This window comes from Streptomyces sp. BK239, assembly GCF_004217285.1.
Taxonomy (GTDB): Bacteria; Actinomycetota; Actinomycetes; order Streptomycetales; family Streptomycetaceae; genus Streptomyces.
Genome location: NZ_SHKS01000004.1, coordinates 191393 through 214645, shown reverse-complemented (window position 1 = coordinate 214645; position 23253 = coordinate 191393). Strand labels below are relative to the sequence as shown.

Here is a 23253-nt window from a genome sequence, read left to right as displayed (position 1 = left end):
CGAGTCCCGCCCGGGCAGGATGCCCGGCGTGGACCATGTCGTGAACGGGCTCGCCGTCAACCCCGCTCTGCCTGACGAGTTGACCGACCGGCTGATCGAGATCGCGGACGCCGACCTCGCCGACCGCCTGGCCGACCGCGAGGACCTCAGCCGCGCCCAGGCGGTCGCGCTGCTCTCCCGCGTCGACGACGGCGGCGTGTCGCTCGCGTACGGGGGCCGGTTGACGGCGGCCGATGTGGACCCGCTCCAACAGCCTCACGCGGCACTGGCATTGCTGGACCAGGAGCTCGGACACCCGGAGTGGGCCCGGCTGTTCGCGGCGGATCCGGACGTGAGCGTCCGGGAGAAGCTGGCCGCCTGCCCCGGGCTGCCGCCGGACGTGACGGAAAGGCTCGCCGCGGACCCGGACGTCGGGGTCGTGGTGGAGCTGGCCTTGTGGACGCGGGAGCCGGGCGTGGCCGCCCCGCTCGCGGCGCATCCGCACACCGAGGTGCGCCGGGCCGTCGCGGCCAACGAGGTGACGCCCCCTGCGGTGCTCGCCGCGCTGCTCCACGGCGAGGGCCTGCCCCCGGCGGAGCAGTGCCCGGTGTGCGACCGCGGGAACGCGCCGGGCGCACGGGATCCCGACGGCCCTTGTCCCGACGGCCCGTGTCCCGCCGACCGGGACACGCCGCCGGACGCCTGCTGCCACGGCTCCCACGTGTCCGCGTCGCACGACGTCCGACGGGCGGCGCTGGCGAACCCGGCCACGCCCGCCGAAGCCGCCGCCGGCTTCGCCGGCCATCCCGGTCACCGGCTGCGCCGCGCCCTCGCGGCCCACCCCGGCCTGCCCGCCGAGGCGGCCCGGCGTCTGGCGGCGGACCCCGACCCCGGCGTCCGGGCGGACCTCGCCCGGAACCCCGCCGCCGACGAGACGTCGATGCGCCGGCTGGCCGAGGACGAGGACAGGGACGTACGCCGTTCCCTCGCTCTCAGTCCGCGCGTGCCGCTCGACGTGCTCGTGTCTCTGGCGGGGGCCGCGCGGATCGCCTCCACGCTTCTGCCGCGGATCGCGCTGGCCTCGCCCGGGGAGGTCGGGCGGCTGGCCGCGTCCCCGGACGCGGCGGCGCGGATGATCGTGGCCCAGCGGCGGGACCTGCCGGCCGCCGTCCGTGACGCGCTGGCGGCCGACCCCGACGCGAAGGTGGTCAAGTCCGTGGCCCCGCACCCGGGCCTGTCCGAGGAGCTGCTGCGCGCCATGGTCGACCGGCACGGCGTCCACGTCGTCACCCCGGCCGCGCTCAACCCGGACGCGTCCGCCGCCCTGTTGGAGACGCTGGCCCGGCACGAGCCGCCGGTGCGCACGGCGCTTCGCGTGATCGCCCGGCACCCCCGGGCCGGCGCTCCGGCGCTGCTCGCCTGTCTGACGGACCGGCGGGCCCGACCCCTGGCCGCCGCGCATCCGGCGCTCCCGCCGCACGTCGTCACGGAGCTGCTCTCCGACCCCGACGAGTCGGTGGCCGAGGCGGCGGCCGCGAATCCGGCGCTGCCGCTCACCGTGATGCGGTCGCTGATCCCCTGATGCGGCCGGGCACGGGTGGGCGGGTCACGAGATCAGCGAGCGGCCCGTCGGGGACAGCAGGAGCAGCTGGGGCGGTCCCGTCTGCTCACGCTCGATGCCGGGCAGGATCTGGTCCCGGGCCCGGGGGTGGGCATGGACCGCGGTGAGGTGGCGGCGGTGCGCGTTCGCGTCGGGGTAGGAGGCGATGACCACGACGACGTTCTCCCCGGTGCGCACCGGCAGCCTGGGGAAGGTGTTCGGCGACGTCTCGGTGGTCAGGGCGGCGACCGGCGCGGGCCCCGTCTCCCGGAGCGCGGGGAGGAGTCCGTCCCGGACCAGTTCGACGCCGGCCTGCCGTGCGGGAGGGAAGGAATAGACGGTCGCGGTCACGAGCCCGGCCGGGGCGGGGGCACCGGGCCGGGGGCGCTCGGAGGGGAGGACCTCGATGCCGCTCCCGGCCGTCAGGGGCCGCAGCAGGAGGACGTCGTCGGAGTCGACCATGGTGGCGTTCGCCTGCGGACCGTGCTCGGCCCACACGGGTCCGCCGTAGAAGTCCGTCAGTGCGCGTCGGCGCGCCGCCATGTCCGGGAAGCCGCGCAGCCAGACGAAACGGTCGGGATCGCCGAGGTCCCTGAACTGTCCGAGCACGCTCATCCCGGTCTCTTCCTGGGTCTCGACGAACTCACGGTCGAACAGCTCGATGAGCTCGTCGCGTCGGCCGGGACGCAGGGTGTACTGGCGCAGCTCCAGCACGGCGGGGCTGACGACGAGGGGGGTCGGTGGCACGGGGACTCCTGTTCGGTGCTCGGCTCCGGGCGCGGCTCGCGGGTCGTTCGACGGCGGCCGGGTCGACGCTAGGACGGTCGTGTGCCAGGGGCTGTCAGGGTTTCCGAGGAGAATGCCGGCATGTCTGCCGCTCGCCTGCTGTCCCTGCTGCTTATGCTTCAGTCCCGGAGCCGTGTGTCCGCGCGGGGGATCGCCGACGAGCTTGGGGTGTCGGTGCGGACCGCCTATCGGGACCTGGCGCGGCTGCAGGACGCCGGGGTGCCGGTGTACGCGCTGCCGGGCCGCGGGGGCGGCTACCAGCTGGTCGACGGCTATCGCACCCGCCTCACCGGGATGAGCGAGGGCGAGGCGCGGGCGCTGTTCTTCGCCGGGCTGCCCGGCCCCGCCGCCGACCTGGGGCTGACGGCGGAGGTGACGGCGGCACGCCTGAAGCTGCTGGCGGCGTTGCCGGCGGACCTGCGCGAGGAGGCGACGCGGACCGCGGCGGTGTTCCACCTGGACGCTCCCGGCTGGTACCGGGAGCCCGAGGAGACGCCGCATCTCCCCCTGCTGGTGGACGCGGTGCTCACCCGGCGCGCGGTGGACGTGCGCTACCGCCGCTGGCGCGCCCCTCAGGAGGTCACCCGCCGCCTCCGGCCCTACGGCCTGGTCCTGAAGTCGGGCGTCTGGTACCTCGTCGCCGCCGGTGGGAGCGGGACCGCGACCTACCGGGTCGCCCAGGTCCTCGACGCGGTGCCGAGCGACGAGCGGTTCGACCGGCCGGAGGGCTTCGACCTCGGCGCGTACTGGGCCTCCTACCTGGACGAGTTCCGCAGCCGCCGCTACAACGGCACAGCCACCGTCCGCCTGTCCCCGCAGGGCCGCCGACGCCTGCCCGACAACGTCCCCGCGGAGGTGGTGGCTGCGGTCGAGGCCACCGCGACCCCCGAGGGCGACGACGGCTGGATCGAGGCGGTCATCCCGACCGAGAGCACCGAACACGCGTGCGGCGAGCTGCTGCGGCTCGGCGTCGACGTCGAGGTCCTCGCGCCTCCCGAACTGCGCGAGGCCATGGCGGCCAGGGTCCGGGTGCTCTCCCGGGCCTACGGACAGGGGTGAGGGAGCCGGACGAGTCGCGCTGACTCCCGTGCGCGGCTCTGGCCCGGCGGCGCGGCGCGTGACATGCTGGCGCGGTCGCTTCCACGGCGTCGCCGGGGCGCCCGAGGCCATCGGCCGAACCAGCGGGAGTAAGAGGCGGTGCAGGCGGCAGCCGCACGCGTGGCGCACGATCGGCGTCCTGAGCAGTCCCCGTTGGAACCCGGCGCCTTCCCTCCGGATCCCCGCGCCTTCCCTCCGGAGCGCCCAGCTTGGCATGAGCACGTAATCATAATCTTTTGGTTTTATAATGAGTGCCCCATGTGTCGGTTATCGTCCGCTGAGGGCAGGATGGGCGCGATGACGCGATCCGGAACCACCGGGAACGGGCCTGCGGCGCCTCCTGCGCAGGCAGACGGCGGCACGACCACCGCCAGGGCGGTCGTGGACGCGTTCGGTGTGGTGACCGGATGGAGCGAGGGCGCGCAGCGCCTGGTGGGGTACCGGGCCTCGGAGGTCACGGGGCGGCCGGCGACCGTGCTGCTCGCCGACGGCCTCACCGGTCCGGCGCTGAGTTCCATCGTGGGCACGAGCCGCTGGAACGGCACGGTGAACCTGCGGCACCGCGACGGTCACCTGCTGGCGGTCAGTCTGCTCGCCCACCGCCGCGAAAGCGGCCCCGCCGCGAGCCATGAGTGGCTCATCGTCGCGCCGATGGCCCCCTCCCGTCCCGAGTTCGACGAGGAACGCCTGCTCGGGTGGTCCATGGTCCACTCCCCGTGCACCATGGCCCTCTACGACACCGGACTGCACCTGCTGCGGGCCAACGCCGGCATGGAACGCGTACTGGGCCTGACGGAGGCCGAGATGCGGGGGCTGCGCGTCTCGGAGATCGTCCTGGACCCGGAGAGCGAGCGCGCCGAGCGCCTGATGCGCCAGGTCGTCGAGACCGGCGAGCAGCAGCACCTGCGGGCCGCCCTGCGACTGGCCGGCGACCGGCACGAGAGCGCGTGGTCGGTCTCGCTCGCGCCGGTGCGGGACGGGGACGGCACGGTGCGGGGCGTCCTGCTGTCCGCGCACAACACCACCGAGGAGCACCTGGCGAGACAGCGGCTCGCCCTGGTCGCCGAGGCCGGGGTGCGCATCGGCACCACCCTGGACCTGACCCGCACCGCCCAAGAGCTCGCCGACGTCGCCGTGGGGCAGCTGGCGGACTTCGTCACCGTGGACCTGCTGCCCGACATCGACGACGACCAGGAGCTGCGTGCGGAGGCGCTGCCCAGCCCGGTGCTGCTGCGCCGGGTGGCCAACCAGTCGGTGCTGCCCGGCTGCCCCGAGGCGGTGGTGCCGCTGGGCGCGGTGGCCGTCTACCCGTCCACCTCGCCGGCCGCCGAGTGCCTGGCCTCGGGAGAGGCCGCCATGCACCAGGTGACCGTGGCGGGAATGGCCAGGTGGGCGTCCGAGGCGCCGGAACGGGCGGAGAAGATGCGCCGGTTCGGCTTCCACTCGGTGCTGGCGGTGCCCATGCGCGCGCGGGGCATCACGCTCGGCGTGGCGACGTTCTCCCGGCACCGGCACCCGGACCCCTTCGAACAGGACGACCTGCTGCTCTGCCACGAGATCACCGCCCGGGCCGCGCTCAGCATCGACAACGCCCGCCGCTACTCACGGGAGCGGGCCACGGCCCTCACCCTGCAGAGCAGCCTGCTGCCCCAGCGGCTCCCGCGGCAGCTCGCCGTCGAGGTCGCCACCCGCTACCTGCCGGCCAGCGCGCAGACCGGCGTGGGCGGCGACTGGTTCGACGTCATCCCGCTGTCCGGGGCGCGGGTGGGGCTCGTCGTCGGCGACGTCGTGGGGCACGGCATCCAGGCCTCCGCCGCGATGGGCCGGCTGCGCACCGCCGTACGCACCCTGGCCGACGTCGACCTGCCGCCCGACGAGCTCCTGACCCACCTCGACGATCTCGTCAACCGGCTGTCCGCCGAGAGCGACGACCCGACCGGCAGCGCCGCCGACATCGGAGCCACCTGCCTGTACGCCGTGTACGACCCGGTCAGCCGGCACTGCTGCATGGCACGGGCCGGACACCCGGCGCCGGCGCTGCTCACCCCCGGCAGACCTCCGGAACTGCTCGACCTGCCGGCCGGGCCGCCGCTCGGGCTCGGCGGTCTGCCGTTCGAGGCCGCCGAGTTCGAACTGCCCGAGGACAGTCTGCTCGCGCTCTACACCGACGGTTTGGTGGAGGCCCGGGGCCGGGACATCGACGAGGGCGTCGACATCATGCTGAAAGTGCTGGGCCGGGCGACCTCCTCCTTGGAGAACACCTGCGACACGCTGCTGCGGGCGCTGCTCCCGGAGAAGCCCGACGACGACGTGGCGCTGCTGCTGGCGCGTACGCACGCCCTGGACTCCCGTCATGTGGCCGCCTGGGACGTGACGCCGGAGCCGGAGGCGGTGGCCGAGACCCGCAGCCGCGCCACCCGGCAGCTGCTCGAATGGGGCCTCGGGGACGCCTCGTTCGTCACCGAGCTGGTGGTGAGCGAACTGGTCACCAACGCCATCCGGTACGGCGAGCCGCCCATCGAGCTGCGTCTGATCCTGGACCGCAGTCTGATCTGCGAGGTGTCCGACGCGAGCAACACCTCACCGCATCTGCGCCGGGCCCGTGACTACGACGAGGGCGGCCGGGGCCTGCTCCTGGTCGCCCAGCTGTGCAGCAGCTGGGGCGCCCGGCACACCTACCGGGGCAAGACCATCTGGGCGGAGCAGTCGCTGTCGACGGACTGACTCCCGCGCGGCGCACAGCGAAACGGACAGGTGCACAGAGGGAACGGACGACGTGCGCGTAGGGTCAACCGCCGTGCGGGACAGCCGGAATGCTTTCCACCGGAACGATCCGGCCCTCCCGAAAGGAACCCCCTTCCGTGCACCCGACGAACCCGTCGACCTCGAAGCTGTCCAAGGCGTTACGCCTCGCAGGCCGCCGTCTCGCCGCCATGGTCCTGGCGCTCGCGATGAGCATCGGCCTTGCGCTCACCGCGGCGCCGGCCGCGCAGGCCGACCCCGACCACGAACTCACCATATGGTCCTGGGACATCAGCGAGCTGGAGAACGGCGGTGAGGAGGCGCACCAGAGCTACTGGAACATGATCGACGCCCTCCACCGGATCAGCGGCCACGACGTCGCGGGCCAGCCCCGACTGGACGAGACCACGACAGCGGGGGCCCACCTCATCCAGATCCGGCTGCAGTACCACGAGCAGTACTGGGGGTCGCTGTACTTCTGGGCCAACAACCTGTACTTCGCCGGCTTCTACCAGCCCGGGTTCGACGGCCGCGACGACAACCACTACAGCTTCAACAACGTCTGGCCCGGCGAGTTCAACCGCGTCCTCGGCGTGACGTCCACCCCGCTCCCCTGGGGCGGCAACTACAACCAGCTCCCGCACGGCAGCACCGTGGACCGGTCGCAGGACGCCATCACCCCGTACAACCTCGTCAACGCGCTGGGCTCGCTGCGCAACGCGCCCCGCTACATCGCGACGCCCGCCGGCCGTGACACCCTCGGCCGCAACATCGTGCGGATCATCCAGGCCACGGCGGAGGCCGCCCGCTTCTCCACGGTGTTCGACCGGATCAGGGACAACATCCGCAACTGGCGCACGGTGGCCATGGGGATGGACAACATAGAACTCCAGCAGGACTGGGACCGCATCTCCGGCTGGGTGTACCGGGCGCTGCGGCCCGGCGACCAGGCGGTCCTGCGCATCGGCGCCCATACCTTCGCCACCCTCCAGGCGCTGCTCGCCTATGTCGGGTACATGGAGCTGTACTCCGGATCCCGCCCCCGCACCTGACGGGACCGGGGCACCCCGCCGGCGGGGTCACTCACGCGCGGGCTCCGTGGCGCGGGAGACGAGGGTGATCTGGGCGGCGCCCGTCTTGAACAGGGGCTGCTTGGAGACGGGGTCCCAGTCGGTGAGCGTGGTCTCGTTGGCCGCCCGTCCGAGGCCGCCCTCGGGCGGGCGCTGGCCCTCGGGGTGTCCCAGTAGCCGTAGTGGAACGGCAGGAACACCGTGCCGTCCCGCATGGCGGTGGTTCGCAACCGGGCGCGCACCGCGCCGCGCGGCGTGGCGACGCGCACGACATCGCCGTCGCACAGTCCCTGCCGGAAGGCCTCCGCCGGGGACGGCTCCGCCCACATGCCCCCACGGGTCCTCGATGCGATCAGGTCGTTCCACCACGGGCCGTACCTGCGGGCGACGAGTACCCCGCCCCGCAACCGGTAAGAATCCCCGGGCCGTCCGCTCCCCGCGCCAGGAGGCCGCTCATGCCGCACACCCGCACACCGGACGACCCGGAGGCCGCCAACGCCGCCTGCTGGCAGGCCTACGCCACGCATCACCTGCGGCGCGGCACGGTCGTCGAGGAGGTCGAGCGGATCGACTGGGGGTTCCCGGGCGCGGGGCCCGGCGACGCGTTCCTCGGGGAGCTGAAGGGTCGGCGCGTGCTCGACCTGGGCTGTGGGACGGCCCGGCACGCGGCCCACCTGGTGCGCGCGTACGGCGCCGAGGTGGACGCCGTGGACTCCGCGTCCGGCCAGATCGAACGCGCCCGGGCCCGCTACGCCTCCCTCTCCGGTCTTCGTCTGGTGCACGCGGACGCCGTGACCCACCTGCGCACCGCCGAGCCCTACGACGTCGTCTACGCCGTGGGCGCGGTGCCGTTCGCCGACCCGCGCCGGCTGCTGCCCGCGCTGGCGACGGCCCTGAAGCCCGGAGGGGCACTGTGCTTCTCCGCGCTGCACACGAACTCGCACGGGGACGGTCCGTCCTCCGAGCTCGTTCCCCGGCCGGAGACGCTGCACTTCGCGGGCGGCGGCAAGACGACGGGCTACATGTGGGTGCCGACCGAGGAGCGGTGGCGGGAGCTGCTCACCGGTCACGGGCTGGACGTCGAGGAGGTGGTGACGGTGAGGTCACCGGACCCCGGAAATCGCGCCGAGTACCGCGTCTTCCGTGCGCGGCGGCCGGTGCGCGTGTCCTCCCGGCCGCGCTCGGAGCAACCGCCCGCCGCGCACGCCGCCCTGGGGGTGGGCGTCGTCGTGCACGGCCCGCGCGGGCTGCTCCTCGGCCGGCACCACCGGGGCACCTGGGAGCTGCCCGGCGGCACGGTGGAGCGCGGCGAGTCGCTCGAGGAGACGGCCGTACGGGAGCTGGAGGAGGAGACGGGACTGCGGGCGGCCACGGCGGACGTGCGGTTGCTGGGCACCCTCCTCGACCACAGCGAGGGCGTCGTGCGCGTGACCGTCGCGGCCGTCGTCACCGCCTGGCACGGCGAGCCCGCCGACCAGCCGGGCGAGCGCGTCGGCGACTGGCACTGGTACGCCCTGGACCGGCTGCCGCCCTCCCTGTTCGTGTGCAGCGCCCAGGCCCTCACCACCTGGCGCCCGGACCTGCCGATCGACCATGCACCGGCTCACTTCACGCCGTACGCGCGTCGGTGACGCGTGGCCGACGACGCGGCTCACGTGTTTGCATGCTGCGGTGATCTCCGACTTCGCCCCGTCAGCACCGCTCTCCCTCAGGCCGCGTGTCCCGTCCGACCTGGCCGGCTGCGTGGCCTCCCTTGCGCTGGTGCACGAGCACAGCGGCTACCCGGTCAACTGGCCTGAGTCTCCTGAGGCCTGGCTGACGCCGCCCGCGCTCCTCGCCGCCTGGGCGGCCGAGTGGGACGGGCGGATCGTCGGGCACGCGGCGCTGTGCCTCGGGCAGGACGACGAGCCGGCGACGGCCTTGTGGCGGGCGCGCCGGCCGGGAGCGGCGACCGCCTCCGTCAGCCGGCTGTTCGTCTCACCCGGGGCGCGCGGGCTCGGCGTCGGCGCGGCCCTCATGGACCGGGCCGTCGAGGAGGCCCGCTCCCGCGGACTGCAGCCCGTGCTGGAAGTGGTCGCCACCGACCCGGCGGCCGCCTTCTACGAGCGTCTCGGCTGGGAACTCCTGGGCGAGGTAGAGGACTTGTGGCCACCGGACCAGCGCGTCCGGCTCCGCTGCCACGCTGCGCCCGCCCCCGCCGAGCGGCTCGTCTAGCACGTCCTCGTCCCCGGTGCGGGGCGGCCGGCTGCGAAAGCACCCGGATCCGTGTCTTTTCTCATCCCTTCTCGTGGTGTCCGGGCCGATGGGCCCGGGTGGGGCCCGCGACCCGTGTGAGAGTTGCCGCTCGCACGAGACTGGGGGATGTGTGACACGTACTCAGAAGGGCGCGCGGGCGCGCGGGATGCGGCTGACCCTGCCGACGGCGCTCGCCGCGCTGGCCGGCGCGGCCCTGACGGGGGCGGCCTCCGCGGGTGCCGCGACCGGGGCCGGCGCCGCCGTCGTGCCCGGGGTGGTGTACCGCCAGTACGACCTGCGGGCGACGGCAGGACTGACCCATGTGCATGTCGTGAGCGTCGACCTGACGCACGCCCGGGTGCGCCTCGGTCTGCTGCACCCGGGGAAGGTGGCGGCGCGCGCTCCCCTGTCCCGGCTGGCCGCGGCGCGCAAGGCGGTCGCCGGCGTCAACGGCGACTTCTTCGACATCAGCGAGGCCCAGCATCCGGGCGTCGCCGCGACCGGCGCGAGCGTGGGCCCGGCGATCGCGGACGGCAGGGCGCTCAAGGGCGCGGTGCCCACGGCGCAGCGCTTCGGTCCCGAACTGCCGCCGGGCACGGACACCGACGCCGTGTTCGGCGTGGGCTCGGACGGCCGGGCCCACATCGACGCGCTGACGTTGAGGGGGTCGTTCACCGTCGACGGCCGGCGGCAGCCGCTGGGCGGGCTGAACCAGTACGCGCTGCCGGAGAACTCCGTCGGCGCGTACACGCCGGACTGGGGCGGCGTCTCCCGCAAGCGCGCCACCTGCGGCTCGGACGCCGACCGGGCCGCGGCGTGCGGGACGCGGACCTACGAGGTGACGGTGAAGGCGGGCAGGGTGGTGTCGGCCTCGGCCGCGCCGGGCGCCGGGCCCGTCGCGGCGGGCAGCACGGTGCTGCTGGGCCGGGAGGGGGGCGCCCGGCGGCTGCGCGGGCTGGTCCGGGGCCGGTCGGTCGCGGTGCGGTACGCCCTCGCCTCGTTGTCGGGCCGCGCCTACCGTTTCGCGGTCGGCGGCTATCCGGTGCTGTCCGGCGGACGCCCGTTGCCCGGTCTGGACGCGCGGACCTCGGCGGTGCGCACCGCCGTCGGCATCGCGGACGGCGGTCGGCGGGTGCTGCTGTTCGCGACCGACGGCGCGCCCCGGTACCGCACGGGCCTGACGATCGCCGAGGTCGCCGAGGCGCTGCGGAGCCTGGGGGCGACAGGGGGCTTCAGCCTCGACGGCGGCGGCTCCTCGACCCTGGTCGCCCGCGCGCCGGGCTCCACCCGGGCCACAGTGCGCAACCACCCCTCGGGCGGAACGGAACGCCCGGTGCCGAACGGCATCGGGGTGTTCCTCCGCTAGCCGGCGTCACTTACGGCTGGATGCTGCCGACGATCTCCGCCGTGGCCGTGAGGCCGCTGTGGATGGTGGGGGCCATGTTGGTGCCGGCCAGGAAGAAGCCGAGCAGCAGACAGACCAGGGCGTGCGAGATCTTCAGTCCGCCGGTGCGCAGGAAGATCACCGCCAGGATCAGCAGCAACAGCACCACGGAAATGGAAACGGCCACGACAACCTCCTCCGCCACGCCCGTTCGGTGGCGTTCGGCCGCAAGTGTGGCGTAAGGGAGGTTTCGTCCGTGCGACTGACCTGTCCGCCGAACGAGCGAAAAAGCCCGCCCCCGGGTGGGGTCGGGCTTTTTCCGGGGTTTCCGCGTCGCCGGTCAGGGGGCGCGCAGGTCGACCAGTTCGGCGAGGGCCTCCCGGTGGGCGCCGGCCGTGCCGTAGGCGATCGAGTCGGCCTTGGCCCGCTTGAGGGCGAGGTGGACCGGGTGCTCCCACGTCATGCCGATCCCGCCGTGCAGTTGCAGCGCCTCCTCGGCGGCCCGCACGGCGACGGGCGCCGCGTAGGCCTGGGCGACGGCCACGGCCAGGGCCGTCTCCTCGGCGGGCTGACCGCCGCCGAGCGCGTCGGCCGCGTTGCGTGCGGCGGCGCGGAGGTTGACGACCTCCAGCCACAGCTGGGCCAGCCGGTGCTTGAGCGCCTGGAAGCCGCCGACGGGCCGGTTGAACTGCTTGCGGTCCTTGAGATAGCGAACCGTCTCGGTCAACGCCCACTCGGCCAGACCGAGTTGCTCGGAGGCGAGCAGTCCTGCGCCGGCGCGCAGGGCCCGTCGGACGGCCGGTGCGGCGTCGCCGAGGCGGCGGCCGGGAGCGCCGGTGAGGGTGACCGTGGCGAGCGGGCGGGTCAGGTCCAGGGAGACCTGCGGGGTGACGGTGACCGAGGACGCCTGGACCGCGTACAGTCCGCCGTCCTCGGCGGGCACGAGCAGCACGTCGGCGATGGCGGCGTCCGCGATGCCGGTCAACTCCCCGTGCAGTGAGCCGTCTTCGATCCGTACGGAGGTGAAGTCGGCGCCGGGGGCGGTGTGCAACCCGACCGCCAGGGCTCCGATCGTCCGCCCGGAGGCCAGCCGGACGAGCAGTTCCTCGTCACCGCACTCCAGGAGCGCCTCGGTGGCCACCACGGCACTGGTCAGATAGGGCACGGGTGCGACCGACCGCCCCAACTCCTCCAGGACCACTGCGACTTCGCGGTGGGTGGCGCCCTGTCCGCCCTGCGCCTCGGGCACCAGCAGGCCGGCGAGGCCCATGCCGTCGGTGAGCGCCTTCCAGGCCGCCAGGTCGTGCGGGGCGTCGGACTCCGTGCGGGCGATCACGCCGGGCGCGTCGCAGTGGTCGGCGAGCAGGTCGCGTACCGCCGACCGCAGCGCCTCTTCCTCCTCGGAGTAGAGAAGATCCGTCATCGGGCGAGGTCCTTCCAGGCGACGTCCTTGTCGGTGCGCGGCTCGGCGGGCAGGCCCAGGACGCGCTCGGCGACGATGTTCAGCAGGACCTCGCTGGTCCCGCCCTCGATGCTGTTGCCCTTGGAGCGCAGATAGCGGTAGCCGGCCTCACGTCCGGTGAAGTCGACGAGCTCGGGCCGGCGCATGGTCCAGTCGTCGTACAACAGGCCTTCCTCACCGAGGAGTTCGACCTCCAGGCCGCTGATCTCCTGGTTGAGACGGGCGAAGGCGAGCTTCATGCCGGCGCCCTCGGGGCCGGGCTGGCCCGAGGCGAGCTGCTGGCGCAGCCGTTCGCTGGTGAGGCGGGCCACCTCGGCGTCCACCCACAGTTTCAGCAGCCGCTGGTGCAGGTCGTGGGTGCGCAGCTCGGGCCGCTCACGCCAGGTCCTGGCGACCGGGCCGATCATGCCGCCCTCGCGGGGCAGGCGCATGCCGCCGATCGCGACGCGTTCGTTGTTGAGCGTGGTCTGCGCGACGCGCCAGCCGTCGCCCGTCTCGCCGAGACGGCGGGAGTCGGGGATGCGGACTCCGGTGAGGAAGACCTCGTTGAACTCGGCCTCGCCGGTGATCTGGCGCAGCGGGCGCACCTCGACCCCGGGGTCGGTCATGTCGCAGACGAAGTAGGTGATGCCGGCGTGCTTGGGCACGGTGGGGTCGGTGCGGGCGATGAGGATGGCCCAGCGGGCGATGTGGGCGCTGGAGGTCCACACCTTCTGGCCGTCGACGACCCAGTCCTCGCCGTCGCGGACGGCGCGGGTGCCGAGGGCGGCCAGGTCGGAGCCGGCGCCGGGCTCGCTGAAGAGCTGGCACCAGACCTCCTCGCCCGTCCACAGGGGCCGCAGGAAGCGCCGCTTCTGCTCGTCGGTGCCGTATCGCAGGATGGTCGGCGCGGCCATGCCGAGGCCGATGCCGATGCGCCGGGGGTCGTTGTCGGGGGCGTCGGCGGCCTCCAACTCGGCGTCCACGACGGCCTGGAGGGCGCGGGGCGCGCCGAGGCCGCCGAGGCCCTCGGGGTAGTGCACCCAGGCGAGTCCGGCGTCGAAGCGGGCCCGCAGGAAGTCCAGGCGGTCGGTGGTGGCCGGCGGGTGCGCTTCCAGCAACTCCTTGGTGCGGCGGCGGAGTTCTGCTGCGTCGGTCATGCGGAGGCTCCGTTCTGCGCGTGCTCCTGGCTCGTCAGTCCCGGCACGACGGCGACGCGGCCGGTGGTGTGGCCGTCGCCGACCCGCTGGACGGCGGCGGCTGCCTCGCTCAGCGGCACGCGCTCGCTCACCAGCGGCTTGATCGCGCCCCGGGCGGCCAGTTCGGTGAGCTGCTCGTGGCAGTGCTGGACGAGTGCGGGGTTCTTGGTGTTGTAGAGGCCCCAGTGCAGGCCGAGGATGGAGTAGTTCTTCACCAGGGCGTGGTTGAGCGCCGGGCTCGGGATGGAGCCGCTCGCGAAGCCGACGACCACGATCCGGCCCTCGAAGGCGACGGTCTTGGCCGACTGGGTGTAGGCGTCGCCGCCGACGGGGTCGTAGATCACGTCGGCGCCCCGGCCGTCGGTGGCCTCCTTCACGGCGGCGACGACGTCCTCGGCGCGCCGGTCGATGACGGTGTCGCAGCCCAGCTCGCGGGCGACGGCGGCCTTGTCGGCGCCGCCGACGACGCCGATCACCCTCGCGCCCGCGGCCTTGCCGAGCTGCACGGCCGCGCTGCCGACCCCTCCGGCGGCGGCGTGGACGAGCAGCGTCTCGCCGGCCTCCAGGCGGGCCCGGCGGTGCAGCCCGAACCAGCCCGTCTGGTAGCCGATGTGCAGGGCGGCGGCCTCGGCGTCGTCCAGCGCGTCGGGGGCGGGCAGCACGGCGGCGGCGTCCGCGAGGGCGTACTCGGCGAAACCGCCGTGGGGCAGCGCCGGGTTGGCGATGACCCGCCGCCCGTCCTCGGTCTCGCCGCAGATCTCCACACCCGGGGTGAACGGCAGCGGGGGCCGCACCTGGTAGTGGCCCCGCGCCATCAGCACGTCCGGGAAGTTGACGTTGGCGGCGCGCACCTTCAGCAGGACCTGGCCCTCGCCGGGGGTCGGCCGCGCCACCTCCTCCAGGCGCATCACCTTGCCCGGCTCGCCGTTCTCGTGCACTTGCCATGCCTGCATGCGGAGCCTCCACGGGACTGCGTCGTCCGACTCGGGTGACCGGCTGGTCGGCGACCGGCCTCGTTCGCATACTAAGCGGTCGCTTGCCGATCAGGGAACCGTCTTCCGCGTCACGCCCGCCGGGACCGCGCCCGCACGTGCATCCGCTCCCCCTGCGGCCCGAACAGGCTGAGGAACTCCGCGGGCCCCTCCCCCGCCGACCCGAACCAGTGCGGCACCCGGGTGTCGAACTCGACGGCCTCCCCGGACCCCAGCACGATGTCGTGGTCGCCGAGGACCAGCCTGAGCCGTCCGGCCAGCACGTACAACCACTCGTAGCCCTCATGGCTGCGCGGGTCCGGCTCGTCGTGCCCCTGCGGCACCAGCACCTTGTACGCCTGGAGGCCGCCGGGCTGACGGGTGAGCGGCCAGTACGTGCGCCCGTGCCGGCGGACGGGCTGCGACCGCACCCGCGGATCGCGCACCGCCGGCGCGCCGACCAGTTCGTCGAGCGCCACCTCGTGGGCCCGCGCGATCGGCAGCAGCAGTTCCAGGCTGGGCTTGCGCAGGCCCGACTCCAGCCGGGAGAGCGTGCTGACCGAGATGCCGGTCGCCTCCGACAGCCCGGCCAGCGTCGCGCCCCGCGCCTTGCGGAGCCGCCGCAGCCGCGGGCCGACCTCCGCGAGCACGTCCTCCATAGGGTCCACCTCGCGCTCGCTCACGGGTGCGTCGCTCGCGGGGGCGTCGTTCGGGGGTCTGTCGTTCATCGGGTCGTCGTCCATGGGGTCATCGCAGCACACGTGCGATGCCCCGCGAGGCGTTGCACCATGGCTGCATGCTTCTGTCCCGGCTCGCCGACGTGTCACGGGAGGTCGCCGCGTCCTCGGCGCGCTCCCGCAAGATCGCCCTGCTCGCGGAGCTCTTCCGGGAGGCGGAGGCCGAGGACGCTCCGATCGTCATCCCCTACCTCGCCGGACGGCTCCCGCAGGGCCGCCTCGGCGTGGGCTGGAAGGTGCTGGGCCGCCCGGTCGCCCCGGCCGTCGACGCCACCCTGACCGTGCGCGAGGTGGACGCCCGGCTGACCGAGCTGGGCAAGGTGTCAGGTCCCGGCTCCCAGGCCGAACGGGCGAGGCTGGTCGAGAAGTTGATGGGCGCGGCCACCGGGGAGGAGCAGCGCTTCCTGCTCGGGCTGCTCACCGGCGAGGTCCGGCAGGGCGCGCTGGACGCGGTCGCGGTGGAAGGGCTGGCCGGGGCGACCGGCGCGGCGGCGGGGGACGTGCGGCGGGCGGTGATGCTCGCGGGGGCGCTCCAGCCGGTGGCCCAGGCGCTGCTGGCGGACGGCCCGGCGGCCCTGGAGCGCTTCCGGCTCACCGTGGGCCGCCCGGTCCAGCCGATGCTCGCGCACTCCGCGACCTCGGTGGCCGAGGCGGTCGGCAAACTGGGTGCGTGCGTGGTGGAGGAGAAGCTCGACGGCATCCGCGTCCAGGTCCACCGGGACGGCGACGCCGTGCGGATCCACACCCGCACCCTCGACGACATCACCGACCGGCTGCCCGAAGTGAGTGCGGCGGCGCTGGAGTTGCGCGGCACGCGGTTCATCCTGGACGGCGAGGTGATCGCCCTCGACGCGTCGGGGCGGCCCCGCTCCTTCCAGGAGACGGCCGGGCGGGTCGGCTCACGCGTGGACGTGGCGACGGCCGCGGCGGCCGTCCCGGTCTCCCCCGTCTTCTTCGACGCGCTCTCGGTGGACGGCCGGGACCTGCTCGACCTGCCGTTCGCCGAACGGCACGCGGAGCTGGCCCGGCTGACGCCCGAGCCGATGCGGGTGCGCCGGACGCTGGTGTCGGGACCGCCGGATCTGCCGGCGGCCGAGGAGTTCCTGAAGGAGACACTGCTGCGCGGCCACGAGGGCGTCGTCGTGAAGTCCCTGGACGCCCCCTACAGCGCGGGCCGGCGCGGCGCGTCCTGGCTGAAGGTCAAACCCGTGCACACCCTCGACCTGGTGGTGCTGGCCGCCGAGTGGGGACACGGCCGCCGCACCGGCAAGCTGTCCAACCTGCACCTGGGCGCCCGCACCGCCGACGGCGGCTTCGCCATGCTCGGCAAGACCTTCAAGGGCATGACCGACGCCCTGCTCACCTGGCAGACCGACCGGCTGCGGAGCCTCGCCGTGCGGGAGGAGCGCTGGGGGGTGACCGTGCGCCCGGAACTCGTCGTCGAGATCGCCTACGACGGCCTCCAGCGCTCCACCCGCTATCCGGCCGGCGTCACCCTCCGCTTCGCCCGGGTGATCCGTTACCGCGAGGACAAGCGGCCGAAGGAGGCGGACACGGTGGAGACCCTCCTCGCCGCGCACCCGGAGGTGCGGCCGTGACGGCGAGGCACAGCGCCGGCCTGCTGTTGTTCCGACACACCGACGACGGATTGGAGGTGTTGCTCGGGCATATGGGCGGCCCGTACTTCGCGAAGAAGGACGCCGGCGCGTGGACCGTCCCGAAGGGCGAGTACGACCCGGACGAACCCGCGTGGGACGCCGCCCGGCGGGAGTTCCGGGAGGAGCTGGGGCTGCCCCCGCCGGACGGCGAGGCGGTGCCGCTGGGCCGGGTGCGGCAGACAGGCGGCAAGATCGTGACGGTGTGGGCCGTCGAGGCGGACCTCGACCCGGCGGCCGTCGTGCCGGGCACGTTCGTCATGCAGTGGCCGCCCCGGTCGGGCCGGACGGTGGAGTTCCCCGAGCTGGACCGGGTGGCCTGGCTCGGTCTGGCACGGGCGCGTGAGGTGATCGTCACGGCGCAGTCCGCGTTTCTGGACCGGCTGGCGGAGCACTCGGCCTGAGGGGCCCTCGCACGGTGCCCGTCCGGGTCGCACGGCACCGGACCACGCGGCCTGACCGGACGGGCGCAGTGCGAGGACCCCTCAGCAGACGCGTACGCGTTGCGGCCCTCGGCGCGGCGCGCGAAGGTCGAAGCACAGGAAAGCTTTCCAGGAGGTCGGTCATGCCCATCGCGACGGTGAACCCGGCGAACGGCGAGACGCTCAAGACGTACGAGGCCATGGGCGAGGAGGAGCTCGAACGCCGGCTCCAGCTCGCCGAGGCCACCTTCCGCACGTACCGCACGACGGCGTTCGCGGAGCGGGCCCGGCTGCTGAACCGGGCCGCCGACCTCCTCGACGAGGACGCGCCGGAGATCGCCCGGGTGATGACCACCGAGATGGGCAAGCCGGTCAAGCAGGCCCGCGCGGAGGCCGCGAAGTGCGCCAAGGCGATGCGCTGGTACGCGGAGCGCGCCGAGGGCCTGCTCGCCGACGAGGAGCCGGCCGAGCCGGACGTGACGGACTCCGGCGGCTCCCGCGCCCTGGTGCGCTACCGGCCGCTCGGGCCCGTCCTCGCGGTGATGCCGTGGAACTTCCCGCTCTGGCAGGTGGTCCGCTTCGCCGCGCCCGCGCTGATGGCGGGCAACGTGGGCCTGCTCAAGCACGCCTCCAACGTCCCCCAGACCGCGCTGTACCTGGAGGACCTGTTCCACCGGGCCGGCTTCCCCGAGGGCTGTTTCCAGACCCTGCTGATCGGCTCGGGCGCGGTCGACGACATCCTGCGCGACGACCGCGTCAAGGCGGCCACCCTCACCGGCAGCGAGCCCGCGGGCCGCGCCGTCGCGGCCACCTCCGGGCAGATGGTCAAGAAGACGGTGCTGGAGCTGGGCGGCAGCGACCCGTTCGTCGTCATGCCGTCCGCCGACGTGGACCGGGCCGCCGAGGTCGCCGTCACCGCGCGGGTGCAGAACAACGGGCAGTCGTGCATCGCCGCCAAGCGTTTCATCGTCCACACGGACGTGTACGACCGGTTCGCCGAGCGCTTCGCCGAGGGGATGAGGGCGCTGAAGGTCGGCGACCCGCTGGAGGAGGAGACCGAGGTCGGTCCGCTGGCGAGCGAGAGCGGGCGCGACGACCTGGAGGAGCTGGTGGACGACGCGCGGCGCGGCGGCGCGACGGCGCTGTGCGGCGGCGAACGGCCGCAGGGGCCCGGCTGGTACTACCCGCCGACCGTCCTCGCCGGCGTCACCCGTGAGATGCGCATCCACCGCGAGGAGGCGTTCGGGCCGGTGGCCACGCTGTACCGGGCCGGCGACCTCGACGAGGCGGTGCTCCTCGCCAACGACTCGCCGTTCGGCCTGAGTTCCAACGTCTGGACCCGCGACGAGGCCGAGGTCGACCGGTTCGTCCGGGATCTGGAGGCGGGCGGGGTGTTCGTCAACGGCATGACCGCGTCCCACCCGGCGTTCCCGTTCGGCGGCGTGAAGCGGTCCGGATACGGCCGTGAGCTGTCCGGGCACGGAATCCGGGAGTTCTGCAACATCACCACGGTTTGGCACGGTGCGTGACGCTCGCGCGGCTACGATCCCGGGTGTGAACCGCGAAGTGACCCTGCCTCTGATCGTCGACGACCGCGGGACCTTGCAGGTGTCCGCGGCCGACGTGAGCAAGCTGCTCCGCACGTTGGGCGGACGGTGGCTGCACCTCGTCGAGGCGGGCACGGAGGGGCTGGACGAGGACACGGTCGCCGCGCTGACCATCGAACTGGCCAAGTTGGCGGACCGCATCGACGTGGCGTGCATCGCCCACAGCAGCGGCAGCACTCCGTAAGGGCGCGCTGCGGCTTGTCCCGCAGTTCCCTGAGCCGCTCGAGCAGGTGCACTGGACGTACCTGAGGGGCGCGGGGAACTGCGCGATCGGCCACGGACGGCCCGCAGACCGAATCGCGCAGAAGTTTCCGCCGCCTTACCGGATCGGCATGCCGGACAGCGTGCGGGCGATGACGAGCCGCTGGATCTCGCTCGTGCCCTCGAAGATGGTGTATATCGCCGAGTCGCGGTGCATCCGCTCCACCGGGTACTCCCGGGTGTAGCCGTTGCCGCCGAGGATCTGCACGGCCTGCGCCGTCACCTTCTTCGCCGTCTCGCTCGCGAACAGCTTGGACATCGAGCCCTCGGCCGCCTTGAACGGCTTGCCGTTGACCGCCATCCAGGACGCCCGCCACACCAGCAGCCGCGCCGCGTCGACGGAGGTCGCCATGTCGGCCAGCTGGAAGGCTACGCCCTGGTTGTCGATGATCGGGCGGCCGAACTGCTCGCGCGTCTTCGCGTAGTCGAGGGCGACCTCGTACGCGGCTCGGGCGGTGCCGACGGCCATCGCGCCGACCGCCGGACGCGAGGCCTCGAACGTGGCCATCGCCGCGTTCTTCACCCGCTCGCCGCCCGCCTTGGCCCGCTCCCGGGCCCGCGCCAGCCGCTCGTCCAGCTTCTCCTTGCCGCCGAGCAGGCAGGAGCCGGGGACGCGCACGTTCTCCAGGACGACCTCGGCGGTGTGCGAGGCGCGGATGCCGTGCTTCTTGAACTTCTGGCCCTGGGACAGTCCGGGCGCGCCCGGGGGGATGATGAAGGAGGCGTGCCCCTTGGAGCCCAGCTCGGCGTCGACGACGGCGACGACCACGTGGACGTTGGCGATGCCGCCGTTGGTCGCCCAGGTCTTGGTGCCGTTGATCACCCACTCGTCCTTGGCCTCGTCGTACACGGCACGCGTGCGCATGGAGGCCACGTCCGAGCCGGCGTCGGGCTCGGAGGAGCAGAAGGCGGCGACCTTCACGTCACTGGCGTCGCCGTACATCTGGGGGATCCAGGTGCCGATCTGCTCCTCGGTGCCGTTGGCGAGGACGCCCACGGCGGCGAGGCCGGTGCCGACGATGGACAGGGCGATGCCCGCGTCGCCCCAGAACAGTTCCTCCATGGCCATGGGGATGCCGAGGCCGGTGGGGTCGAAGTACTGCTGGGCGTAGAAGTCGAGGGAGTAGATGCCGACCTTGGCGGCTTCCTGGATGACCGGCCAGGGAGTCTCCTCACGCTCGTCCCATTCGGCGGCCGCGGGGCGGATGACGTCGGCGGCGAAACCGTGCAGCCAGTCGCGGACCTCCTTCTGTTCGTCGTTGAGCTCCATGGTGAACTCGGCCATGACCCCTCCAGCGGCGGCCGCACGCCTTGACGTGCGCGTTACTTGCGGTAACGCGAGTGTGTTACCGGTCGGTAGTAAAAGTCAACTCCCGACGACTGCCCGTCAGCCCGTACCGGGCGGTCGATGTCAGGCTGCTGTCAGGTGTTAGTTTGCGCAGGCGCCATCGAAACAGCACGGGTGGGGAGAGATCATGGACACCACGCAGCGGACCGAGCAGCAGCGATCCGCCGACCGCCGGCGGCGGGAGCTGCTGGAGGCCGCGGACCGGGTGGTGCTGCGTGACGGCCCGCAGGCCTCGATGAACGCCATCGCCGCCGAGGCGGGCATCACCAAGCCGATCCTCTACCGCCACTTCGGCGACAAGGGCGGACTTTACGCGGCATTGGCCAAACGCCACACGGACGCGCTGCTGGACTCGCTGCGGGCCGCGCTGGACGCGCCCGCCGACCGCCGGGACCGGGTCGAGGCCACCTTGGACACCTACCTCGCGGCGATCGAGGCCCGGCCCCAGGTCTACCGGTTCCTGATGCACCCCGCCGAGGCCGGCCAGGGCGGTGACCAGGGGTTCGACGTCGGCAAGCATTCCATTCCGCTGCTGCGGCGGATGGGTGAGGAGCTGGCCCAGGTCATCGAGGACCGGCTGGACCTCGGACCCGGGAGCCAGCAGCTCGCCCGCGTCTGGGGCCACGGGATCGTCGGGATGATGCACGCGGCGGGTGACTGGTGGCTCGGCGAGCGGCCGTGCAGCCGGGCGGAGCTGGTGCGCAGTCTCGCCGACCTCCTGTGGGGCCGGCTGGCCGCCGCGGGGGACAGGATCGGCGGCCCCGGCTTCTGACCCGCTCTCACCCCCGCCAGGGGGCCCGCGCCAGCTGTCGCGCCAGCCTGCGTCCGCGCCAGCCCGTGACCCGGTCCGCGTACACGGTGCCGTCCAGGTGGTCGCACTCGTGTTGCAAGCATCTGGCAAAGAATCCCGTGCCGTGAATGCGCAGGCGCTCACCCGTCACCGTGAAGCCCTCGACCACGGCGTGGTCGTGGCGCTCCGTGCCCGCCTCCAGGCCCGGCAGGGACAGACAGCCCTCCGGGCCCCGGAACACGAGCCCGTCCGCCTCCACCAGGCGCGGGTTGACGACATGGCCCAGATGGCGGACCTCGTCGTCGTCCGGGCAGTCGTAGACGAACACCCGCAGGGGCTCCCCCACCTGGTTCGCCGCCAGGCCCACGCCCCGGGCCGCGTACATCGTGGCGAACATGTCCTCGACCAGACGGGCGAGTTCGGGGCCGAAGTCGGTGACCTCCCGGCAGGGTTCCCGCAGAACGGGATCACCGAGCAGGATGAGGGGCCGGACCCGCCCTCGGGCGCCCGGGATGGAGCCGTGTCGCATGGCGCAAGGGTACGGTCCTTTCTGACACGCGCATGCCGCGCGTGACGTCGAACGGTGCCGGGATTCGGGAGTGCGATTGGATCTCGATAGGCTGACCACCTACCAGGTGCCGACAGGCTTCAAGCGCGGCGCGTACGCAAGGAGGATCGAGAACTGATGGCAGGCAACTCGGACCCGCTCACGCCGCGGGCCAAGCTGGCGGTGACCGCAGGCAAGGCGGTCGCGGCGGCGTCCCGCGCCGCGGGGCGCGGCAGCGGTTCGGTGATCGGCGGCCGGGTGGCGCTGAAACTCGACCCCGACCTGCTCGCCCGGCTCGCCCAGAACCTGGACGTCGTCCTGGTGTCGGCGACCAACGGCAAGACGACCACGACCCGGCTCATCGCCGAGGCGCTGCGGGCCGCGGGGCCGGTCGTCTCCAACGCGCTGGGCGCCAACATGCCGGCCGGCATCACCTCCGCCCTCGCGGGCAGCTCGGAGGCCAGATACGGCGTCATCGAGGTCGACGAGAAGTACCTCGCGGGCGTGGCCCGCGACACCGCCCCCAAGTGCATCGCACTGCTCAACCTCTCTCGCGACCAGCTCGACCGCGCCGCGGAGACCCGCATGCTCGCGGAGAACTGGCGTGAGGGGCTGGCCGGTTCCAAGTCGGTCGTCGTCGCCAACGCCGACGACCCGCTGGTGGTGTGGGCCGCCTCCTCCTCCCCCAACGTCGTCTGGGTCGCCGCCGGGCAGATGTGGAAGGACGACGCCTGGTCCTGCCCGTCCTGTGGCGGCGTGATGCAGCGTCCGGGCGACGACTGGTTCTGCGGCGAGTGCGGCTTCCGCCGCCCGACGCCCAGCTGGGTGCTCTCCGGCGACCACGTGCTCGACCCGCACGGCTCCGCCTGGCCGATCCACCTGCAGCTGCCGGGCCGCGCCAACAAGGCCAACGCCGCGTCCTCGGCCGCCGTCGCCGCCGTCTTCGGGGTGCCGCCGCAGGTGGCGCTGGAGCGGATGTACCAGGTGCAGGCCGTCGCCGGACGCTACGACGTCGTCCAGTTCATGCAGCGCGACCTGCGGCTGCTGCTGGCGAAGAACCCGGCCGGCTGGCTCGAGACGTTCAGCCTGATCGACCCGCCGCCCACCCCGGTCATCCTGTCGGTGAACGCGCGCGGCGCCGACGGCACCGACACCTCCTGGCTGTGGGACGTCGACTACACCCGGCTGACCGGCCACCCGATCTTCGTCGTCGGCGACCGCAAGCTGGACCTCGCGGTGCGTCTGGAGGTCGCGAACCAGCACTTCCAGGTGTGCGAGGACGTCGACCAGGCCGTGCAGATGGCGCCGCCCGGCCGGATCGAGGTCATCGCCAACTACACCGCCTTCCAGGACCTGCGCCGCCGCGTCGGCAACTGAGCAC

21 protein-coding genes and 1 pseudogene are annotated in these 23253 nt (G+C 73.4%); 13 read left to right on the top strand and 9 right to left on the bottom strand.

Going from position 1 to position 23253, the window contains the following annotated elements:
* Nucleotides 1-28 precede the first annotated feature (28 nt).
* Nucleotides 29-1561, top strand: a complete 1533-nt coding sequence (locus tag EV567_RS14495) for a hypothetical protein (protein WP_130439982.1) — start codon at nucleotides 29-31, stop codon at nucleotides 1559-1561.
* A 24-nt stretch (nucleotides 1562-1585) separates the two neighbouring features.
* Here the strand turns inward: EV567_RS14495 and EV567_RS14490 are convergent, their stop codons facing one another.
* The gene (locus EV567_RS14490; protein WP_130439980.1) at nucleotides 1586-2326 is read right to left on the bottom strand and encodes an NIPSNAP family protein; all 741 of its coding nucleotides are present in this window, start codon (nucleotides 2324-2326) and stop codon (nucleotides 1586-1588) included.
* 120 nt (nucleotides 2327-2446) lie between these two features.
* Here EV567_RS14490 and EV567_RS14485 point away from each other — a divergent pair, with 120 nt between their 5' ends.
* The 3 genes from EV567_RS14485 (at nucleotide 2447) to EV567_RS14475 (ending at nucleotide 7257) form a co-directional block, all read left to right on the top strand.
* Nucleotides 2447-3424: a YafY family protein gene (locus EV567_RS14485; RefSeq protein ID WP_130439978.1), complete on the top strand. Its 978-nt coding sequence runs from the start codon at nucleotides 2447-2449 to the stop codon at nucleotides 3422-3424.
* Between the two features lie 336 nt (nucleotides 3425-3760).
* Nucleotides 3761-6187 (top strand): SpoIIE family protein phosphatase, encoded by a 2427-nt coding sequence (locus EV567_RS14480; RefSeq protein WP_165430379.1) that lies wholly within the window; start codon nucleotides 3761-3763, stop codon nucleotides 6185-6187.
* Between the two features lie 137 nt (nucleotides 6188-6324).
* A complete protein-coding gene (locus EV567_RS14475; RefSeq protein WP_165430378.1) occupies nucleotides 6325-7257 on the top strand; it encodes a ribosome-inactivating family protein in 933 nt (310 codons plus the stop codon).
* A 27-nt stretch (nucleotides 7258-7284) separates the two neighbouring features.
* Here EV567_RS14475 and EV567_RS14470 read toward each other — a convergent pair.
* Nucleotides 7285-7604: pseudogene (locus tag EV567_RS14470) on the bottom strand (molybdopterin dinucleotide binding domain-containing protein); the annotation flags it as partial.
* A gap of 126 nt (nucleotides 7605-7730) precedes the next feature.
* Between EV567_RS14470 and EV567_RS28395 the strand changes: the two are divergent.
* The 3 genes from EV567_RS28395 (at nucleotide 7731) to EV567_RS14455 (ending at nucleotide 10876) form a co-directional block, all read left to right on the top strand.
* The gene (locus tag EV567_RS28395) at nucleotides 7731-8906 is read left to right on the top strand and encodes a bifunctional class I SAM-dependent methyltransferase/NUDIX hydrolase (RefSeq protein WP_130439972.1); all 1176 of its coding nucleotides are present in this window, start codon (nucleotides 7731-7733) and stop codon (nucleotides 8904-8906) included.
* A 40-nt stretch (nucleotides 8907-8946) separates the two neighbouring features.
* Complete coding sequence (locus tag EV567_RS14460; protein WP_242620805.1) at nucleotides 8947-9489, top strand: GNAT family N-acetyltransferase; 543 nt, start codon at nucleotides 8947-8949, stop codon at nucleotides 9487-9489.
* 151 nt (nucleotides 9490-9640) lie between these two features.
* On the top strand, nucleotides 9641-10876 hold the full coding sequence (locus EV567_RS14455; RefSeq protein WP_407071589.1) for a phosphodiester glycosidase family protein: 1236 nt from the start codon (nucleotides 9641-9643) through the stop codon (nucleotides 10874-10876).
* A gap of 10 nt (nucleotides 10877-10886) precedes the next feature.
* Here EV567_RS14455 and EV567_RS14450 read toward each other — a convergent pair whose 3' ends face one another.
* The 5 genes from EV567_RS14450 to EV567_RS14430 all read right to left on the bottom strand — a co-directional run bounded on the left by EV567_RS14450 (nucleotide 10887) and on the right by EV567_RS14430 (nucleotide 15164).
* Nucleotides 10887-11081 (bottom strand): hypothetical protein, encoded by a 195-nt coding sequence (locus tag EV567_RS14450; RefSeq protein ID WP_130439968.1) that lies wholly within the window; start codon nucleotides 11079-11081, stop codon nucleotides 10887-10889.
* 153 nt (nucleotides 11082-11234) lie between these two features.
* The gene (locus EV567_RS14445) at nucleotides 11235-12317 is read right to left on the bottom strand and encodes an acyl-CoA dehydrogenase family protein (protein ID WP_130439966.1); all 1083 of its coding nucleotides are present in this window, start codon (nucleotides 12315-12317) and stop codon (nucleotides 11235-11237) included.
* Nucleotides 12314-13495, bottom strand: coding sequence for an acyl-CoA dehydrogenase family protein (locus EV567_RS14440; RefSeq protein WP_130439964.1), 1182 nt, complete (start codon nucleotides 13493-13495; stop codon nucleotides 12314-12316). The genes EV567_RS14445 and EV567_RS14440 overlap by 4 nt, the downstream gene beginning before the upstream one ends.
* Nucleotides 13492-14487, bottom strand: a complete 996-nt coding sequence (locus tag EV567_RS14435; protein WP_130439962.1) for an NADPH:quinone oxidoreductase family protein — start codon at nucleotides 14485-14487, stop codon at nucleotides 13492-13494. The genes EV567_RS14440 and EV567_RS14435 overlap by 4 nt, the downstream gene beginning before the upstream one ends.
* Nucleotides 14488-14597: 110 nt before the next feature.
* Entirely contained in the window at nucleotides 14598-15164 is a 567-nt protein-coding gene (locus EV567_RS14430; protein WP_130440624.1) for a helix-turn-helix domain-containing protein, read from the bottom strand.
* Nucleotides 15165-15301: 137 nt separating this feature from the next.
* Here EV567_RS14430 and EV567_RS14425 point away from each other — a divergent pair, with 137 nt between their 5' ends.
* The 4 genes from EV567_RS14425 (at nucleotide 15302) to EV567_RS14410 (ending at nucleotide 19110) form a co-directional block, all read left to right on the top strand.
* Entirely contained in the window at nucleotides 15302-16840 is a 1539-nt protein-coding gene (locus EV567_RS14425; protein ID WP_130439960.1) for an ATP-dependent DNA ligase, read from the top strand.
* The gene (locus EV567_RS14420) at nucleotides 16837-17301 is read left to right on the top strand and encodes an NUDIX domain-containing protein (RefSeq protein ID WP_130439958.1); all 465 of its coding nucleotides are present in this window, start codon (nucleotides 16837-16839) and stop codon (nucleotides 17299-17301) included. The genes EV567_RS14425 and EV567_RS14420 overlap by 4 nt, the downstream gene beginning before the upstream one ends.
* 161 nt (nucleotides 17302-17462) lie before the next feature.
* The gene (locus tag EV567_RS14415) at nucleotides 17463-18848 is read left to right on the top strand and encodes an NADP-dependent succinic semialdehyde dehydrogenase (RefSeq protein WP_130439956.1); all 1386 of its coding nucleotides are present in this window, start codon (nucleotides 17463-17465) and stop codon (nucleotides 18846-18848) included.
* A gap of 25 nt (nucleotides 18849-18873) precedes the next feature.
* Nucleotides 18874-19110, top strand: a complete 237-nt coding sequence (locus tag EV567_RS14410; RefSeq protein ID WP_130439954.1) for a DUF6213 family protein — start codon at nucleotides 18874-18876, stop codon at nucleotides 19108-19110.
* A gap of 135 nt (nucleotides 19111-19245) precedes the next feature.
* On the opposite strand, the gene EV567_RS14405 is transcribed toward EV567_RS14410, so the two are convergent.
* On the bottom strand, nucleotides 19246-20472 hold the full coding sequence (locus EV567_RS14405; protein WP_130439952.1) for an acyl-CoA dehydrogenase family protein: 1227 nt from the start codon (nucleotides 20470-20472) through the stop codon (nucleotides 19246-19248).
* Nucleotides 20473-20662: 190 nt separating this feature from the next.
* Between EV567_RS14405 and EV567_RS14400 the strand changes: the two genes are divergently transcribed.
* Nucleotides 20663-21307: a TetR family transcriptional regulator gene (locus EV567_RS14400; RefSeq protein WP_130439950.1), complete on the top strand. Its 645-nt coding sequence runs from the start codon at nucleotides 20663-20665 to the stop codon at nucleotides 21305-21307.
* A gap of 7 nt (nucleotides 21308-21314) precedes the next feature.
* Here the strand turns inward: EV567_RS14400 and def are convergent, their stop codons facing one another.
* Entirely contained in the window at nucleotides 21315-21854 is a 540-nt protein-coding gene (gene def, locus EV567_RS14395; RefSeq protein WP_130439948.1) for a peptide deformylase, read from the bottom strand.
* A 156-nt stretch (nucleotides 21855-22010) separates the two neighbouring features.
* On the opposite strand from def, the gene EV567_RS14390 reads away from it, so the two are divergent.
* Nucleotides 22011-23249: a MurT ligase domain-containing protein gene (locus EV567_RS14390; RefSeq protein WP_130439946.1), complete on the top strand. Its 1239-nt coding sequence runs from the start codon at nucleotides 22011-22013 to the stop codon at nucleotides 23247-23249.
* Nucleotides 23250-23253 lie beyond the last annotated feature (4 nt).

Coding starts and splice junctions, on each gene's coding strand:
- EV567_RS28395 (WP_130439972.1), top strand. CDS start 7,731: ATGCCGCACACCCGCACACCGGACGACCCGGAGGCCGCCAACGCCGCC.
- EV567_RS14430 (WP_130440624.1), bottom strand. CDS start 15,164: ATGGAGGACGTGCTCGCGGAGGTCGGCCCGCGGCTGCGGCGGCTCCGC.
- EV567_RS14400 (WP_130439950.1), top strand. CDS start 20,663: ATGGACACCACGCAGCGGACCGAGCAGCAGCGATCCGCCGACCGCCGG.
- EV567_RS14415 (WP_130439956.1), top strand. CDS start 17,463: ATGCCCATCGCGACGGTGAACCCGGCGAACGGCGAGACGCTCAAGACG.
- EV567_RS14405 (WP_130439952.1), bottom strand. CDS start 20,472: ATGGCCGAGTTCACCATGGAGCTCAACGACGAACAGAAGGAGGTCCGC.
- def (WP_130439948.1), bottom strand. CDS start 21,854: ATGCGACACGGCTCCATCCCGGGCGCCCGAGGGCGGGTCCGGCCCCTC.
- EV567_RS14390 (WP_130439946.1), top strand. CDS start 22,011: ATGGCAGGCAACTCGGACCCGCTCACGCCGCGGGCCAAGCTGGCGGTG.
- EV567_RS14425 (WP_130439960.1), top strand. CDS start 15,302: ATGCTTCTGTCCCGGCTCGCCGACGTGTCACGGGAGGTCGCCGCGTCC.
- EV567_RS14485 (WP_130439978.1), top strand. CDS start 2,447: ATGTCTGCCGCTCGCCTGCTGTCCCTGCTGCTTATGCTTCAGTCCCGG.
- EV567_RS14435 (WP_130439962.1), bottom strand. CDS start 14,487: ATGCAGGCATGGCAAGTGCACGAGAACGGCGAGCCGGGCAAGGTGATG.
- EV567_RS14445 (WP_130439966.1), bottom strand. CDS start 12,317: ATGACGGATCTTCTCTACTCCGAGGAGGAAGAGGCGCTGCGGTCGGCG.
- EV567_RS14440 (WP_130439964.1), bottom strand. CDS start 13,495: ATGACCGACGCAGCAGAACTCCGCCGCCGCACCAAGGAGTTGCTGGAA.
- EV567_RS14480 (WP_165430379.1), top strand. CDS start 3,761: ATGACGCGATCCGGAACCACCGGGAACGGGCCTGCGGCGCCTCCTGCG.